Source organism: Collimonas silvisoli, from assembly GCF_018305005.1.
GTDB classification, from domain to species: domain Bacteria; phylum Pseudomonadota; class Gammaproteobacteria; order Burkholderiales; family Burkholderiaceae_D; genus Collimonas; species Collimonas silvisoli.
In genome coordinates this window covers 1-17,057 of sequence record NZ_JAGQEG010000113.1, presented here as the reverse complement: position 1 = coordinate 17,057, position 17,057 = coordinate 1, and the positions used below count along the sequence as shown (strand labels likewise).

Below are 17,057 nucleotides of genomic sequence, written 5' to 3'. Positions count from 1 at the left end.
CAAAAACACGCGCCGGATCCGGATGGCAATTCCGCCCCGTTTACAGAAAACAACGAAATTCATTGCCCCGCGGAAATCTTGAGAAGATACTTTGAAAGTAAGCACTCAAACTGTGCATCAACTGCGCTGTTTAAAGAAAGCAAGTGGTATATTTGCGACCAAATCGTTTATCCTATTTTCTGTAGTTGTTGTGAAACTACAGGATTTTTGCGGCATTTTTGTGCATACGGTAAAATGGCATTTGTATTGCATTAAGTGCAATTTTTTTGTACTGATCCACCAAGAGGGTAAGGCATGCTCTATCAATTTCACGAATTCAACCGGTCTTTATTGCATCCTCTGGTGCAATGGGCCGACGCCAGCAGCAGATTGTTCACCGACCCGATCTCGCCGCTGGCCCACACGCCGTTCGCACAACGCATCGCCGCCGGTTACGAATTGATGTATCGCCTGGGTAAACAGTACGAAAAGCCAGAATTCGAAATCGACAGCACGCTGATCAATGACAAATCAGTCGCGATCATAGAAGAAGTCACTACCACTCTGCCGTTTTGCCGCCTGTTGCATTTCAAGAAGAATTTGAGCAACAAGGAATTGAGCGCTCTCCAACAACCGACCGTATTGCTGGTCGCCCCTCTGTCCGGCCATCATTCGACCTTGTTGCGCGATACCGTGCGCGGCCTGTTGCCTGAGCACGATGTCTATATCACCGACTGGACCGACGCCCGCATGGTTGCGGCCAGCGCCGGCCCTTTCCATTTGCATGACTATATTTATTACGTCCAGGATTTCATCCGCCAGCTGGGGCCGGATCTGCACGTGATTTCGGTCTGCCAGCCGACCGTGCCGGTATTGGCCGCCATCGCATTGATGGCGACTGCCAAGGATAGCCGCCTGCCGAAGAGCATGACCATGATGGGCGGCCCCATCGATCCGCGTAAATCGCCGACCGACGTCAATAACCTGGCTACCGAGAAAGCGTTCAGCTGGTTTGAAAACACCGTGATCTATAGTGTGCCGTCCAACTACCCTGGTTTCGGCCGCAAGGTGTATCCGGGCTTTTTGCAGCATGCGGGCTTTGTCGCGATGAACCCAAGCCGCCATGCCCAGAGCCACTGGGATTTCTACATGCACCTGCGTGAAGGCGACAACGAATCCGCCGACAGCCATCGCAAATTCTATAACGAGTACAACGCGGTGCTGGATATGCCGGCCGATTACTACCTGGAAACCATCAAGACCGTGTTCCAGGACTTCGCCCTGCCGCATGGCACTTGGAAAGTCGAAGGCAAGCTGGTGCGGCCGCAAGATATCAAGAGTGTCGCCCTGTTTACCATCGAAGGCGAACTGGACGATATTTCCGGCCCAGGGCAAACCCAGGCTGCGCACGATTTGTGCAGCGCCATCCCGAAAGCCAAAAAACAGCATTTCACCGCAGAGAAATGCGGCCACTACGGGATTTTCTCGGGCCGCCGCTGGCGCGAAGTGATTTGCCCGAAAATAAGCACATTTATCAAGGACAACGCTTAACGCCAGTCGCTTGCGCAGCGTAAATCCGTTATAAAAGCCGTTCCTTGACCCGGAACGGCTTTTTTCATTTGGCGCACCGCCGGTTTACTCGGATAATAGAGTCTATGTTGTCATCATCCAGTTCGCCGCCGCCTGTGCCAGTTCCGCCGTCTCCTTCCCTCGCTGACCGTATTGAAGCGCTGCTGCCGCAGACGCAATGCACCAAGTGCGGTTATCCGGCTTGCCGTCCCTATGCCGAAGCGATCGCTGACGGTAGCGCCAGCTACAATCAGTGTCCGCCCGGCGGCCAGCAAGGCGTGGCCCGGCTGGCGCAACTGCTGCAGCAACCGATCATCCCGCTGAACCCGGTCAACGGCGTCGAACGGCCGCGGCCGCTGGCAGTCATCGACGAAGCCGCCTGCATCGGCTGCACACTGTGCATCCAGGCTTGTCCGGTGGACGCGATTGCCGGCGCCGCCAAACAAATGCACACGGTGATCAACGATCTCTGCACTGGCTGCGAGCTGTGCCTGCCGCCTTGCCCGGTCGATTGCATCAGCATGGTCGACGTCAGCGGCGCCCGCACCGGTTGGGACGCCTGGAGCCAGCAACAGGCCGATGAAGCCCGCGCGCGTCACGATTTCCGCATATTCAGGTTAGCCCGTGAAAAACAGGAAAACGACGATCGCCTGGCAGCCAAGGCCGCGGAAAAACTCAAGGCTGTCGCCGCAGAAGCCGCTGCCACGCCGGAACAGCAAGCAGAGCAACAGCGCAAGAAAGCGATCATTCAGGCAGCCATCGAACGGGCTCGACTGAAGAAAGAACAACAAGCCGCACAAGCCGCCAAGGACTCGCAATGAATGCCGAAAAACGCCGGGAAATATTCACCCGCCTGCGCGCCGCCATGCCGCATCCGACTACCGAACTGGAATACACCTCGCCGTTCGAATTGCTGATTTCCGTGATCCTGTCGGCGCAAGCCACCGACGTCTCGGTCAACAAGGCAACCCGCAAGCTGTACCCGGTTGCCAATACCCCGGCGCAAATCCATGCGCTCGGCGTCGACGGCCTGATTCCGTATATCCAGACCATCGGCTTGTATCGCACCAAGGCCAAGAACGTGATCGAAACCTGCCGCATGCTGATGACCCTGCACGACAGCCAGGTGCCGCGCACCCGCGAACAACTGGAAGCCCTGCCAGGGGTCGGCCGCAAGACCGCCAACGTGGTGCTGAATACCGCCTTCGGCGTGCCGACGATTGCGGTAGACACGCATATCTTCCGGGTTGCCAACCGTACCGGCATCGCGCCCGGCAAGGATGTCGACGCAGTCGAACACAAGTTGATGAAACTGGTGCCCGCCGAATTCCTGCTGGATGCGCATCATTGGCTGATCCTGCATGGACGCTATACTTGCATCGCCCGCAAACCGCTATGCTGGAACTGCAATATTGCCGACCTCTGCGACTTCAAGGCAAAAACGCCGCTACCGGAAAAAGGGATCTGAATCGATGCAGCGCACTCACCCGCATACCGAACACCATTTCGAAGCCAGCGACACCGTACGCGATATCGTCATCGGCATGGCTGACGGCTTGACGGTGCCGTTTGCGCTGGCCGCCGGCATCAGCGGCGTAGCGGTCGGCATCGAGATCGTGGTCACCGCCGGCGTGGCGGAAATCGCCGCCGGTTCGATCGCCATGGGCCTCGGCGGTTACCTGGCCGGACGCACCCAGCGCCAGCATTATTACGCCGAGCGCGAACGCGAAGAACAGGAAATTCTGAACGTACCGCATCGCGAGCGCAAGGAAGTGATCGACATCATGGCGCAATATGGCGTCACCAAACAGGAATGCGAGCCGATGCTGGCCGGACTGGAACGCAATCCGCTGGCCTGGCGCGATTTCATGATGCGTTTTGAACTCGGGCTGGAAGAGCCGCAACCGGCGGCAGCCAGAAAAAGCGCCGTGACCATCGCCCTGTCCTACCTGGTCGGCGGCCTGATTCCGCTGGCGCCGTATATGCTGATGACGTCGGTTCACGGCGCCCTGGCCGCCTCAACCGTGGTTACTCTGATGGCTCTGTTTATTTTCGGCTACCTGAAAGGTAGCGTAACCGGCACCGGCGCCCTCAAATCGGCGCTGCAAACCCTGGTGGTCGGCGGCCTCGCCGCGGCGGTCGCTTTCGGCGTTGCCCAACTGATCAGCTGACATCATGTTCAATCCATCTCAAGACGACGTGCGACGTTTTTTCTGCGAAACCTATCGCAAGCATCGCGCCAATGAAATCCTGACGCCGCTGGAAGCCATCGCCAGCGACTGGCTGGCGCAACATCCGGAATATGCCGACGATCTGAAAGATGTCGACGCCGCACTGAGCGCCGATTACGCGGTCGAGAACGGCCGCACCAATCCCTTCCTGCACCTCTCCATGCATCTGTCGATCGCCGAGCAAATCTCGATCGACCAGCCGCCCGGCATACGCGCCGCAGCGACCGCCTTGACCCAACGCCTGCAATCGGAGCACGAAGCCCATCACCACATCATGGAATGCCTGGGCGAGATGATCTGGAATTCGCAACGCAGCGGCTTGCCGCCGGATGGCGCCGCCTATATCGACTGTGTCAGGAAACGCGTTTAGCTCACCGTCGAAGTTATCCTGAAGTAATTCAAAAAGGAGCCTACTCACAGCGACGCCGGATGGAGCACATTCTAAGAACCCTGTAAAAAAAATGCCTGGATTTGATCCAGGCGCGTAAACCCAAAAGGCTTTTGGACAGGAAACTTTGGCGTGACGGGTTCAATGCCGGGCAAGGTTCTCCTCGGCTGCCTGACCCGCTTCCTCTTCATCACGGCGGTGAAATAGCTGATACAGAATCGGCAGCACCGCTGATCTTGCCCAGCGCCGTCGAGACCTTATCGGCGGCATCGTTCAAGAGCGCCATGTCGTCACCGAATATCTTGACAGCGACATCGCTGCGCACACCGGAAATCAATTCATTGAAACGCAGCTGGATCGGTTGCGAGAATTCGTAGTTATTGCCAGGAATCTTGTTGGCGGCGTCCTGAATCGCCGCCAGCAACTCGGGCCGCGATTTCTTCGGCTGGGGCCAGCTGGCTTCCGATTTCCCGCACGCGGACAAATAAAAAAAACCACGCAACAGTCGTTGCGTGGTTTTTTACATTGTCCGGCGCCGGCTAGACTTTACTTGGTAACCTTACTTGCGCAACACCAGCGTCGTCGGCAGGCTGTGCAGATAGGCTGCGATGTCTTGTATTTCCTGATGCGACAGCGACTTGGCCAGGCCGCCCATCACCGCATTGTTACGGCCATTCGGACCGCTATTGCCGCGTTGGTAGGCAATCAAGGCGTGCTGCAGATAATCCTGAGGCTGACCGGCCAGCCTTGGGATATCCGGTGTGGTCGGGCTATGAAAATCGGCGCCGTGGCAGGCTGCGCAGGAGTATTTTTTCACTGCGGCTTCGCCCGCTGCGATATTCCCGGCAGCATGGGCATGCATGAATGCGCTAGTGGAAAGCAGAAACGCCACGCCAGCAAAGATCTTTTTCATTGTGTGGGTCCCTTATTTTTGCTGCGAATAATATGCGGCAATGTCGGCCATGTCCTGCTCGGACAGGCTGGCAGCGACACCGTGCATGGTTGGCATATTGCGATCGCCCTTTTTATAAGCCATCAGCGCATTTTGAATATATTGCGCCGACTGGCCGCCAAGCATGGGCACTTGATAGACTTCCGGGAAGGTCGCTTTATAGCCGGGAATGCCATGGCAGCCGATACACATCGATATCTTGTTTTCAGCGGCCTTGGCGTTGCCGACCACGTCCGCGGCTGCGGCCAGGTTGGCAAGACTCGCGAGCGCGAGAAGTGCAATTATTTTTTTCATATTAGCTGGGTAATTTGTAGCGAAACCGGTTTAAAGAGCTACTCGAAACCTGATACTCGGCGCAATCCCGGCACTGGCACAGCAACGCTCACACGGTATTCCGTATGGTTGCGCATCTCCCGCCGCCCCTGCCCTGCACCGCTTACTACGGTTTTTCGTGGCCCCTTTTACTGCGAACTTGCCGCGAATATTGCCTCAAATACTGAAAGAAATACAGCGCGGGCGGCAGATATAGTCCCTATACCCTGCCGCGTATACTGTCGCACGTACTACATAAGGTAGCCCTGCCCGACGCCGACTGCCGTCGCCACCCTACACCAAAACCGGCTAATTTTACCCCAAGAAACACGCACAGTCCACGCCTGCCAATGCCAAAATTGCAGCATTAACGCTGCCCGGATAATCAGTTGGCCTTGGCTTAAGCAGCTTTAGCCATGGCGGCTGTTGGGCTGACGTTGCGGTGGTGCGGGAGGTGGCTCCGTCGGTTGCGCGGAGGCGGAGATATCGCCGGCGACGCTGTCGGCAGCGGCGCCATCTGCCATCGGCCCGGTCGCACCCGATGCCGGCGCCGGCCGCTCGGGAAACAGGAAAGAACGCGGCGAGGCGCTGAAACGGCGCAATACCGCCCGGAACACCAGCCGCCTGATGCGGGCCGGCACATCGCGCGCGCGCAAAGCCAACGTCAGCGCACAGGCAAATGAGACGCCGACATTCAACACGCCGATACAGGCAATCCCGGCTATCGCCAGCCAGAATTGCGGTGACGCTAGCACTTGCCAGCCGAGGCTGCTGGCGGCGGCGGTCAGGGTGCCGGTGGCCAGCGTGACATGCCGCACATCCAGCGGCAGGCCGAAAAACTGGGCCAGCACCGGCGTCATCCCCAGCAGGAGGCCGAGTGAGATATTGCCTGCAATCTGCGCCACATTGCGGTCCAGCCAGGCGGCCCAGCGTTCGGCCCGCATCGCGCCCAGTACAAACACCAGGCGCCGCTGATAGGTCAACGCTTCACGCAGGCGACGCAGGGCAAACCAGTTGTCGGCAAACCCCGAGGCCAGGCTCGACAGCCACAGCAAGATCCCGGTGAAGGCGGCAAACAAAGGCGTCGGCCCGATCACAGACAGGCTGTGCAAGCTGGCGCTGGCGTGCTGCGCCGTCATCATCGGCGCGTCGGTAGCCAGCATGATGAGACCGGATATCAGCAGCATCACCGGAATTACCCCCATCAGATTGCCGAACACCGCGGCGGCTTGCGAGCGCAACAGCAAGGCGATCTCACTGAGCAGTGCGCGCAAGCCTTCTACCGTATCCAGTTGCCCCATCTTGGAGGCCAGCACCGGCGCCGTCACCGCCGGCTGCTTGGTAGCCAGCACGCCGCCGACAGCGGAGATCGCCGTGAAGCTGACGGCATAATTCAAGGAAGCGAATACCCCCTCGAAAAACCTGGCCGCGCCAATTGCCGAGACCAGCGATTTGCCGAGCACGGTAAACGCGGTAATGACGCCGCCGCGCCCTGCGGCTTTCAGCATGGCCCGGTACTCTTTGCTATCGCGGGCAATGTAATGCTCGCCATGATCGGCATTGCGCTCAACCATCTTGCGCGCCAGTAAAGAGAAGCTGCGCTGTATCAGCCCGCGTACCGAGGAGCGTTGATGATGGGCTGCGATCAGATCTCCCAGCAAAGCCTGGATCTGCCCTGCGCCCGGCTCGGTATCTTCGCCAACTGCGTGGCCAGCTGCACCGGTGCCGTAAATCACCGAGCGCAGATCGGTCAGCAGCGCCATCCGCGTCAGTTGCGCACGCATGCGCTCGACCCGGTAGACCAGGCTGACCGAGACGCCATGCTCGTCGAGATGGGCGTAAATCCTGTCGGTCTGCGCCTGGCAGACGGCGATCAGCATGCGCACGCTGCGCAAGGCCGCCTCATCCCTTGGGCTGACATACAAATAGGTTTCCAGCTCGCGCCGCAAGACCATGAACGGGGTTGCCTGCAAAGGCATCTTGGGGTCCAGCTTCTGGCGGAAAGCCTTGCTGATGCCGTCCGCCAATATGGTCGCCGCCAGATAGATCAATGCTTCGTCGATCTGTTGCTGATAATTGTGGGCAATGCCGTCGTCGGCAATCAGTTTCCAGATTTGCGCCACGCTTTCTCTATCCAGCGCCAACAGCCAGTCGGCATCTTCCGGAGTCGGAAACAAGGCGGTAAACAAGGACGACAAATCGGCCTCGAACGGCGGTTTCGGCAGCACCAGCTTGATGGCATGCTCGGTCAGCTCGCTAAAGAACGCCGGCTCATGCGGCAACCCGGTGGCGCAAAACAGTTCGGGGCCGGCGGCTTCGCGCAAGGTTTTCTGCAGCGTGGCCTGTACCACCCGGCGGACGTCGCGATTGCTGTCCAGCCATGCCAGCAGAAAATGCAGGCGCTGCTGCTTGACCCGCAGCTTGGCGTCGTCGTCGAGCATCGAGACTTTGGGGACATGGCGCAGCCATTGGACAATATCGATGATCCAGTTAGCGCGTTCTTGCCAGGAATAAAATGGATTGGCGCGGCGCATCAAAGCGTCGACTTGGATGGCGTAATGCGGGTTATCGGTTTGCAGGTGCCGCTCGCCGTGTCGAAACCGGCGCCACATTACCCGCAGACGGAGAAACAGAATTTTCATTGGCTATTCTTATAACGGTGAGAAGGTGCTTGTCTCGTTATCAAGGCAAGGCATTGTCAGGCTCGGGCCAGCCAATCGGCCATCTCGTTTATACTCGGCCTTATTTGCCCCCTCATGATTAACCACAATGCGACCTGAGACACGTTTTGAAAGTTCCCCCGGCTACGTCGCCACCGACGATCTGAAACTGGCCGTAAATGCTGCGCTGACACTGCAAAGACCGCTGCTGATCAAGGGCGAGCCGGGCACCGGCAAAACCATGCTGGCAGAAGAAGTGGCTGCCGCACTGAATATGCCCTTGCTGCAATGGCATATCAAGTCGACCACAAAAGCCCAGCAAGGCTTGTACGAATACGATGCCGTATCGCGCCTGAGGGATTCGCAGCTGGGAGACGCCAGGGTCAAGGACATTCACAACTACATCGTCAAGGGTGTCTTGTGGCAAGCATTTACCGCGGACGAACAGGTGGTGTTGCTGATCGATGAGATCGATAAAGCCGACATTGAGTTCCCCAACGATTTGCTGCGTGAACTTGATCGCATGGAATTTTACGTCTATGAAACACGTGAAATGGTGCGCGCCAAGCACCGTCCGCTTGTCATCATCACATCGAATAACGAGAAAGAATTGCCGGATGCTTTCCTGCGCCGCTGTTTCTTCCACTACATCAAGTTCCCGGACAAAGGGACGATGCAGGACATCGTCAACGTCCATTTCCCGCATCTGAAAAAAGACATGCTGGCGCAAGCGCTGGAGACCTTCTACCTGGTGCGCGATGTGGCGGGGCTGAAAAAGAAACCGTCGACCTCGGAACTGCTGGACTGGCTCAAGCTGTTGCTGGCGGAAGACATTCCACCGGAAGCGCTGCACAGCAGCGACGCCAAGGCGGTAGTGCCGCCGCTGCACGGCGCCTTGCTAAAAAACGAGCAAGATGTGCACCTTTTTGAACGACTGGTGTTCATGGCCAGAAAAAATAGATAACATCGATAGATAAAGCACGCCATGCTGATCGATTTCTTCTTCTCCTTGAAAGACGCCAAAATTCCGGTGTCAATCAAGGAATTCCTGATTCTGCTGGAAGCCCTGCAGCGAAACGTTATTTCTCCTACGCTCAATAATTTTTATTATCTGGCGCGCACCACGCTGGTCAAGGATGAAGCCCATTTCGACAAATTCGACCAGGCGTTCGGCCGCTACTTCAAGGGGATTCAAACCGTCTTCGAGAAAAATGCCGAGATCCCTCTCGAATGGCTGATCCAGCGCATGAAACGCGAACTATCGCCGGAACAGCAAGCGCAACTGGAGAAATTCGGTTACGACAAGCTGATGGAGCGTCTGCAGGAGCTGCTTGAAGAGCAGAAAGAACGGCACGAAGGCGGCAACAAATGGATAGGCACCGGCGGCACTTCGCCGTTCGGCCATGGCGGCAGCAATCCGGAAGGGATCCGTATCGGCGGCGGCGGCGGCAATCGCAGCGCGGTCAAAGTGTGGGATGCGCGTGCCTACCGCGACTACGATGACGACCTCGAACTAGGCACCCGCAACATCAAGGTGGCCCTGCGCAGATTGCGCAAGTTCGCGCGCGAAGGCATAGCGGAAGAGCTGGCGCTGGACGACACCATACGCGCCACAGCCAACAATGCCGGCTACCTCGACATCAAGATGCGGCCGGAGCGCAAGAACAACATCAAGGTCCTGATGCTGCTGGACGTCGGCGGCACCATGGACGACCACATCGCCCGCACCGAAGAATTATTTTCTGCCGCCAAGACCGAATTCAAGAACATGGAGTTCTTTTATTTTCACAATTGCGTCTACGACTATGTGTGGAAAAACAATCAACGCCGTCATGCCGAGCGCTTCCCGACCTGGGACATCTTGCGCAAGTACACGCCGGACACCAAACTGATTTTTGTCGGCGACGCCACCATGAGCCCTTATGAAATCCTGCAGCCCGGCGGCTCGGTCGAATACAACAACGAAGAAGCCGGCGCCGAATGGCTGCAGCGCTTCACCAAGACTTTCCCCAAGTTCATCTGGCTCAATCCTGAACCCGAGGGCTTGTGGCAATACCGCCAATCGGTGGAAGTGATCCGGCAATTGATGAGCAACCGCATGTTTCCGGTGACGATGGATGGCTTGGAACGCGGTATGCGTTTGTTAAGCAAGTAATGCTTATTGGGGGAACAGCGTGGGGGCGAACAACGTTTTCTAGCGCCGCAGCGACAGAAATTTCCCCAACGCCAGCAATATCTGCGGCTGCTCCAGATGCCGGCTCAGGAAACCGTCGCATTCAGCCTGCCGTGCCCGTAGATGGTCGTAGGCAAAGTTCTTGTCGACCAGGAAAATAACCGCGACTCTGCTGCTGCGATGCTGATGCTTGATGGCGGCGCACAAATCATAGGGATCGAACCACCCTAGCTGCGGATTGATCAACACTACCGAAATGCTCTGCCGCACGTAGACCTCGGCCGCGGTCTCTGGATCGCCGGCCCATTCAACCGGCACCACATGGTGCGCCAGAGTCATTGCCAGGTCATCGCGAAACGTTGAATGATCATCGATCACCAGAATACGGTCGCTCTGCGGCGGGATGCTGCGCATGCGTTCATATTCGAGCGGATCGGTCAAATCCAGATCGAGACGCTCACGCCGGCGACGCTCCGGCACATTATGGATCAATGCCGCATCGGCTGGATTTTGCTTGGCCAGCATGATCAGGCGCCATTCCATCAAGGTGTCCAGCGCATCGAACAATTTCAGCCAGCGTATCGGCCGCTCGATCGAGGCGAACGGCAGTTCCACATGAGGAGCGCCGATCAGCAATACCGGCCGCAGATTATTCGGCTCCATGTCGACCAGGGCAGCCAGGGCTTTCAGATCGTCGGCGTTGACCAGATACAGATCCGGCTCTTGCAGGCTGTCGACGGATAAACGGGAATATTGCTTCTGGCGGTTTTGCTCGACTGAAAAAGTGGCGTCGAAAATATTGATTTCACGGGCGGAAAACCCGATGAATCGGATGACAAATGATGCCTTATGATTTTTCATTTTTGCATGCCCGTTCTACGCGAATACTGACGAAATATGATATCAGTGTCCCTCCTTGATTTTTGTTTTTTATCAACATATTGTGCAAAACAACAACATTGAATTGCCGGTCATCAACCAAATTAACGCTTCGTCCTGCCCCGGTGTCTGCCGAGGATATTCCTTTCCACGCATCTTGCTTACGCAAGCAAGCCGCTTTTTCATTAGAATGCGCAAGGATAATAACGAGCGATCTCGGCTTCACCGCAATTGGTTTCAAATTAACAACAATTCACATTTAACTTCTACACCACTGAATGGCAACCAAAAAATCACCGCAATCTGACTATAGCGAATCATCGATCCGTGTACTGAAGGGCCTGGAGCCGGTCAAGCAACGCCCTGGCATGTACACCCGCACCGAAAATCCGCTGCATATCATTCAGGAAGTGATTGACAATGCCTCGGACGAAGCCCTCGGCGGCTTTTGCAAGAATATCCTGGTCACCCTGAATCCCGACGGCAGCGTCAGCGTCGAGGATGACGGCCGCGGCATTCCGGTCGGCATGCATCCGGAAGAAAAAGTACCGACGGTAGAAATCGTGTTCACCCGCTTGCATGCCGGCGGCAAGTTCGACAAAGGCAGCGGCGGCGCTTACTCGTTCTCCGGCGGCCTGCACGGCGTCGGCGTTTCGGTCACCAACGCCCTCTCCTCGCGCCTGGAAATCACCGTCTGGCGTGAAGGCGGCGTGCATCACATGGTGTTTGCCGACGGCGACGTGGCTGAAAAGCTCAAGTCGCGTCCGATCGGCCGCGACGACAATAAGAAATCGGGCACCCGCGTCACCGCCTGGCCGAATCCCAAATATTTCGATTCGCCGGCCATCTCGCAACCGGAATTGCAACGCTTGCTGCGCTCCAAGGCGGTGCTGCTGCCTGGCGTCAAAGTGACGCTGCTGAACGCCAAGACCGGCGACAGCCAGACCTGGCAATACGATCAAGGCTTGCGCGGCTACCTGATGGAATCGCTGGCGCAATCCTCCAATGCCGAGCCGCTGATTCCGCTGTTCGAAGGCGAACAATACGCCAATGCCGACGCCGAAGGATTTGCCGAAGGCGAAGGCGCGGCCTGGGTCGTGGCCTGGACCGAAGATGGCGCCATCGTGCGCGAATCGTATGTCAACCTGATCCCGACCTCGGCCGGCGGCACCCATGAATCCGGCCTGCGCGAAGGCTTGTTCGGCGCTGTCAAAAGCTTTGTCGAAATGCACTCGCTGCTGCCGAAGGGCGTCAAGCTGTTGCCGGAAGACGTGTTTGCACGTGTCTCCTTCGTCTTGTCCGCCAAGGTGCTGGACCCGCAATTCCAGGGCCAGATCAAGGAACGCCTGAATTCACGCGATGCGGTGCGGCTGGTGTCCACCTATACCCGTCCGGCGCTGGAACTGTGGCTGAACCAGCACGTCGAGTACGGCAAGAAGCTGGCCGATCTGGTGATCAAACAAGCCCAGAACCGCTTGCGTTCGGCGCAAAAAGTCGAGAAGAAGAAATCCTCTGGCGTCGCTGTCTTGCCAGGCAAGCTGACCGATTGCGAATCCAGCGATATCACCCGCAATGAATTGTTTTTAGTCGAGGGCGATTCCGCCGGCGGCTCCGCAAAAATGGGCCGCGACAAAGAATTCCAGGCGATTCTGCCCTTGCGCGGCAAGGTGCTGAACTCGTGGGAGACCGAACGCGACCGCCTGTTCGCCAACAATGAAATCCACGATATTGCAGTCGCCATCGGCGTCGATCCTCACAGCAAAACCGACACCATCGATTTCAGCGGCCTGCGCTATGGCAAGATCTGCATCCTGTCCGATGCGGACGTCGACGGTTCGCACATCCAGGTCTTGCTGCTGACCCTGTTTTTCCGCCACTTCCCGCAATTGATCGAGCGCGGCAATATCTGCATCGCCCGGCCGCCGCTGTACCGGGTCGATGCGCCCGCGCGCGGCAAGAAACCGGCGCAGAAGATCTACGCGCTGGACGATGGCGAACTGGAAGCCATCGAGGATAAATTGCGCAAGGACGGCGTCAAGGATAGCGCCTGGTCCATCTCGCGCTTCAAAGGGCTGGGCGAAATGAACGCGGAACAGCTATGGGAAACCACGATGAATCCGGATACCCGCAGATTGCTGCCGGTTGCGCTCGGCAGCTTCGATCTGGAAGCTTCTGAAAACCGCTTCAATATGCTGATGGGCAAGGGCGAAGCCGCGGCGCGCCGGGCCTGGATCGAAGAGCATGGGAATGAGGCCGAGGCGGATATATAGTGCGCTAGTTGCCTATTCGGAAACCTGGCGCTTTTATCGGCGCCGGCCATCCGTAACGGCAAAACGTATTATCATGGCCGGAGTTTTAGCGCGGTTGTAAATCTTGCCTGCTGCCGTAGTTCAGCGCGGCTTGCCTGCTTACCCGCAACTCCGATCATTCCTGCAATATTGCGTGCGCGCCAAGAATTTGCGCCTTGCCCAGGGCTTTTCAATACGCGCGCTGGCAAATTCAAAGGACATTGTTTTCCATGAACACCGTAACGCCACAGAACATAAGATTGGCTGTCGATAGCAAATGACGCAGCTCCGCCATCATTTCGGCCGATTCTTCACAGCTACTCTGCTGACGCTCACGCTATTGACCATGGTCGGCGGCGCGCGCGCGGATATCTTCGGCTACATCGATGCGGATGGCACGGGCCATTTCTCGACTGAAAAACTGGATAACCGTTATCAACTTTTCATGCGCGGCGACGGCTTTTTCGATTCATCCCAATTGTCAGCCGGCAGCGCCAAGCCGCTTGATCCGAAAATCCGCAGCAGCCCGCTGTTCCGCTATCTGTCGCAACATCCGAATCTGAAAAAATACGAACCGCTGGTAGAACAGGCAGCGCAAGAATTTGCATTGGAGCCGGCCCTGTTGAAGGCGGTCATGGCGGCGGAATCCGGCTTCAATCCCGGCGCGGTATCGCCTAAAGGTGCGATCGGCCTGATGCAGATCATGCCGGCCACGGCCGAGCGCTACGGCTTGACCGGCGACAGCAATAAACCGGTCGAGAAAAAACTGACCGATCCACGCACCAATATCCGCCTGGGTGCGCGCTATCTGCGCGATTTGCTGAAGCTCTATCCCGCTCAGCAAGAGCTGGTGATCGCCTCTTACAACGCCGGCGAAGGCGCGGTGCAAAAGTACAATAATCAAGTGCCGCCATATCCCGAGACACGTAATTATGTGCAATTGGTGCGCCAGTTCTATCAACTGTACAAACCGGCATTTGCGCAAGCCGCCGCCGGCAACGACGGCAATCTGAAGCGCATCCGCCTGGTGATTCCCGGGCGCGCGAATATGCCCCCCGTGCCCGCCGGCCTGACGCCAGCCGCGACATCGATTCCGCCTGCCGCGGCAATACCCGCGGCGGCGCCACCTTTTATCGAATAACCGTCCACTCTTCTATACATGACTGACCAAAACGATCTGTTTGCTACGCCAGATGCACCAACCCCGGACGCTGAATCCTTAACCCTTGCCACCTTCGCTGAACGCGCCTACCTTGACTACGCCATCTCGGTAGTCAAAGGACGCGCCTTGCCCGACGTCTCCGACGGCCAGAAACCGGTACAGCGCCGCATCCTGTATGCAATGAGCGAACTGGGCCTGAACGCCGCCGCCAAACCGCGCAAATCGGCGCTGGTGGTGGGCGATGTGCTGGGTAAGCTGCATCCGCACGGCGATCAATCGGTGTATGACGCCCTGGTGCGCATGACCCAGGATTTCTCGCTGCGTTATCCGCTGGTCGACGGCCAGGGTAACTTCGGCTCGCGCGACGGCGACGGCGCGGCGGCGATGCGTTACACCGAAGCGCGCCTGACGCCGATCGCCAGGCTGCTGCTGGAAGAAATCGACATGGGCACGGTCGATTTCCAACCCAACTATGACGGCTCGACCGAAGAACCGAAACTGCTGCCAGCGCGCCTGCCTTTCGTCCTGCTGAACGGCGCTTCGGGGATTGCGGTCGGCCTGGCTACCGAAATTCCATCGCACAATCTGCAAGAAGTCGCAAAAGCCGCGGTGGCCCTGATCCGCAGCCCTAACTTAAGCCATGCCGAGCTGATGCAAATCATCCCCGGTCCGGATTTCCCCGGCGGCGGCCAGATCATCACCTCGGCCAGCGCGATTTCGGAAATGTACGAAAGCGGACGCGGCAGCCTGAAGGTGCGCGCCACCTGGAAAATCGAAGACCTGGCGCGTGGCCAATGGCAGGCGGTGGTCACCGAACTGCCGCCCGGCGCTTCTTCGCAAAAGATCCTGGAAGAAATCGAAGAGCTGACCAATCCGAAAATCAAGCTCGGCAAAAAAACCCTGACACCGGAACAGCTGGCGCTCAAGACCTCCATCCTGTCGGTGCTCGATACGGTACGCGACGAATCCGGGCGCGATGCGCCGGTGCGCCTGGTGTTCGAGCCGAAATCGAAGAATCTGGACCAGACCGAATTCACCAACATGCTGTTGGCCCATACCTCGCTGGAAAGCAGCGCCTCGATCAATCTGGTGATGATAGGCGGCGATGGCCGTCCGCGCCAGAAGGGCCTGGGCATGATCTTGCGCGAGTGGATCACCTTCCGCTTTGCCACCATCACCCGCCGCTCGCAATTCAAGCTGCAAAAAATCGAGGACCGCATCCATATTCTGGAAGGCCGCGAAGCGATCCTGCTGAATATCGACAAGGTCATCAAGATCATCCGCGAATCGGATGAGCCTAAGCCGGCCCTGATCACAGCATTCAATCTGTCCGACCGCCAGGCTGAAGATATTCTTGAAATCCGCCTGCGCCAATTGGCGCGCCTGGAGGCGATCAAGATCCAGCAGGAACTGGCAGAACTGCGCAATGAAAAAGCCACCCTGCTCGATCTGCTCGACAATCCGGCGTCGATGAAACGGCTGGTGATCAAGGAAATCGAAGCCGACCAGAAACAGTTTGGCGATGCGCGCCGCACGCTGATTGAAGCCGCCGAAAAAGCCGTGGTGGAAACCAGGATCGTCGACGAACCGGTGACCGTCATCATTTCGCAAAAAGGCTGGGTCCGCGCACGTACCGGCCACGGCCATGACGCCGGTCAGTTCACGTTCAAGGCCGGCGATGCACTGTACGGCGCCTTCGAATGCCGCACCGTCGACAATCTGCTGACCTTCGGCTCCAACGGCCGCATCTATTCGGTATCGGTGGCCACCTTGCCCAACGCACGCGGCGACGGTGTGCCAATCACTACCCTGATCGACCTGGCTAACGGCAGCAGCGTCATGCATTATTTTGCCGGCCCGTCCGATCTGATGCTGCTGCTGGCCAGCTCCGGCGGCTATGGTTTCACCGCCAAGATCGGCGATATGCTGAGCCGGGTCAAGGCGGGCAAATCTTACGTCGCGCTGGATGAAGGCGATCTGCCTCTGCCGCCGCAGGCAGTGAGCAACGGTGTCAGCGCTGTCGCCTGCCTATCGGAAAAAGGCCGCTTGCTGGTGTTCGGCCTGGACGAATGCAAGACGCTCAGCAATGGCGGCCGCGGCGTGATCCTGATGGAACTGGAGAGCAACGAGAAATTGCTGGCGGCGCAACCGATCAGCCAGCGCGGCGTACTGGTGACCGGCGTCGGCCGTGGCGGCAAGGCGCAGCAAGTGGCGTTGTCGGCATCCGGACTGGCGCCGCATATCGGCAAGCGGGCGCGCAAGGGGAAAATGCTGGAATCGAAACTGAAACCGGCAACACTGACAGCTCAGACTTGAAAATAACAAAGCCGACTTCAATGAACTGCCCCCATAAAGTTGGACGGTTTGATTTGCTAGGCTGCTAAGGGCTGGGTTCTGTATTGCACAGGACTCAGCCCGTTTAGTTTCAATTTGATGCGGTCGTGATTATAGTAGTGAATGTACT

At 57.7% G+C, this 17,057-nt stretch carries 16 protein-coding genes and 1 pseudogene; 11 read left to right on the top strand and 6 right to left on the bottom strand.

Translation table 11 applies throughout. From position 1 onward, the window contains the following. The 6 genes from KHU33_RS22665 to KHU33_RS22640 form a co-directional block, all read left to right on the top strand. A partial coding sequence (locus tag KHU33_RS22665; protein WP_211467148.1) for a hypothetical protein occupies positions 1-255 on the top strand: 255 nt, incomplete at its 5' end. A 39-nt stretch (positions 256-294) separates the two neighbouring features. Then, a complete protein-coding gene (locus KHU33_RS22660; protein WP_211467146.1) occupies positions 295-1,530 on the top strand; it encodes a polyhydroxyalkanoate depolymerase in 1,236 nt (411 codons plus the stop codon). A 104-nt stretch (positions 1,531-1,634) separates the two neighbouring features. Further along, a complete protein-coding gene (gene rsxB / locus KHU33_RS22655) occupies positions 1,635-2,369 on the top strand; it encodes an electron transport complex subunit RsxB (protein WP_211467144.1) in 735 nt (244 codons plus the stop codon). Beyond that, a complete protein-coding gene (nth, locus tag KHU33_RS22650; RefSeq protein WP_211467142.1) occupies positions 2,366-3,016 on the top strand; it encodes an endonuclease III in 651 nt (216 codons plus the stop codon). Before rsxB ends, nth begins: the two co-directional genes overlap by 4 nt. Positions 3,017-3,020: 4 nt before the next feature. After that, complete coding sequence (locus KHU33_RS22645) at positions 3,021-3,719, top strand: VIT1/CCC1 transporter family protein (protein ID WP_211467140.1); 699 nt, start codon at positions 3,021-3,023, stop codon at positions 3,717-3,719. A gap of 4 nt (positions 3,720-3,723) precedes the next feature. Then, positions 3,724-4,149, top strand: coding sequence for a DUF1841 family protein (locus tag KHU33_RS22640; protein ID WP_211467139.1), 426 nt, complete (start codon positions 3,724-3,726; stop codon positions 4,147-4,149). A 235-nt stretch (positions 4,150-4,384) separates the two neighbouring features. On the opposite strand, the pseudogene KHU33_RS22635 reads toward KHU33_RS22640, so the two are convergent. The 4 genes and pseudogenes from KHU33_RS22635 to KHU33_RS22620 all read right to left on the bottom strand — a co-directional run. After that, positions 4,385-4,636, bottom strand: a pseudogene (locus KHU33_RS22635) (efflux RND transporter permease subunit); the annotation flags it as partial. A gap of 90 nt (positions 4,637-4,726) precedes the next feature. Next, positions 4,727-5,080, bottom strand: coding sequence for a c-type cytochrome (locus KHU33_RS22630; RefSeq protein WP_211467137.1), 354 nt, complete (start codon positions 5,078-5,080; stop codon positions 4,727-4,729). 12 nt (positions 5,081-5,092) lie between these two features. Next, complete coding sequence (locus KHU33_RS22625; protein WP_211467135.1) at positions 5,093-5,413, bottom strand: c-type cytochrome; 321 nt, start codon at positions 5,411-5,413, stop codon at positions 5,093-5,095. A 428-nt stretch (positions 5,414-5,841) separates the two neighbouring features. Further along, positions 5,842-8,073 (bottom strand): site-specific recombinase, encoded by a 2,232-nt coding sequence (locus tag KHU33_RS22620; RefSeq protein ID WP_211467133.1) that lies wholly within the window; start codon positions 8,071-8,073, stop codon positions 5,842-5,844. Positions 8,074-8,200: 127 nt separating this feature from the next. Between KHU33_RS22620 and KHU33_RS22615 the strand changes: the two genes are divergently transcribed. Both KHU33_RS22615 and KHU33_RS22610 read left to right on the top strand, forming a co-directional pair. Beyond that, the gene (locus KHU33_RS22615) at positions 8,201-9,055 is read left to right on the top strand and encodes an AAA family ATPase (protein WP_211467131.1); all 855 of its coding nucleotides are present in this window, start codon (positions 8,201-8,203) and stop codon (positions 9,053-9,055) included. A gap of 21 nt (positions 9,056-9,076) precedes the next feature. Next, positions 9,077-10,246 carry a vWA domain-containing protein gene (locus tag KHU33_RS22610; protein WP_211467129.1) on the top strand — a complete coding sequence of 390 codons (1,170 nt, stop codon included), beginning with the start codon at positions 9,077-9,079 and terminating at the stop codon, positions 10,244-10,246. A 39-nt stretch (positions 10,247-10,285) separates the two neighbouring features. Here KHU33_RS22610 and KHU33_RS22605 read toward each other — a convergent pair whose 3' ends face one another. Further along, complete coding sequence (locus KHU33_RS22605) at positions 10,286-11,125, bottom strand: response regulator (RefSeq protein WP_211467127.1); 840 nt, start codon at positions 11,123-11,125, stop codon at positions 10,286-10,288. A gap of 296 nt (positions 11,126-11,421) precedes the next feature. On the opposite strand from KHU33_RS22605, the gene KHU33_RS22600 reads away from it, so the two are divergent. The 3 genes from KHU33_RS22600 to parC all read left to right on the top strand — a co-directional run bounded on the left by KHU33_RS22600 (position 11,422) and on the right by parC (position 16,909). After that, on the top strand, positions 11,422-13,413 hold the full coding sequence (locus KHU33_RS22600; RefSeq protein ID WP_211467125.1) for a DNA topoisomerase IV subunit B: 1,992 nt from the start codon (positions 11,422-11,424) through the stop codon (positions 13,411-13,413). A 295-nt stretch (positions 13,414-13,708) separates the two neighbouring features. Next, a complete protein-coding gene (locus tag KHU33_RS22595; protein ID WP_211467123.1) occupies positions 13,709-14,572 on the top strand; it encodes a lytic transglycosylase domain-containing protein in 864 nt (287 codons plus the stop codon). An 18-nt stretch (positions 14,573-14,590) separates the two neighbouring features. Beyond that, positions 14,591-16,909 (top strand): DNA topoisomerase IV subunit A, encoded by a 2,319-nt coding sequence (gene parC, locus KHU33_RS22590; protein WP_211467121.1) that lies wholly within the window; start codon positions 14,591-14,593, stop codon positions 16,907-16,909. 56 nt (positions 16,910-16,965) lie between these two features. Here the strand turns inward: parC and KHU33_RS22585 are convergent. Further along, positions 16,966-17,057, bottom strand: a 92-nt coding sequence (locus tag KHU33_RS22585; protein WP_211467150.1) for an IS3 family transposase, incomplete at its 5' end; no start/stop codon positions are given.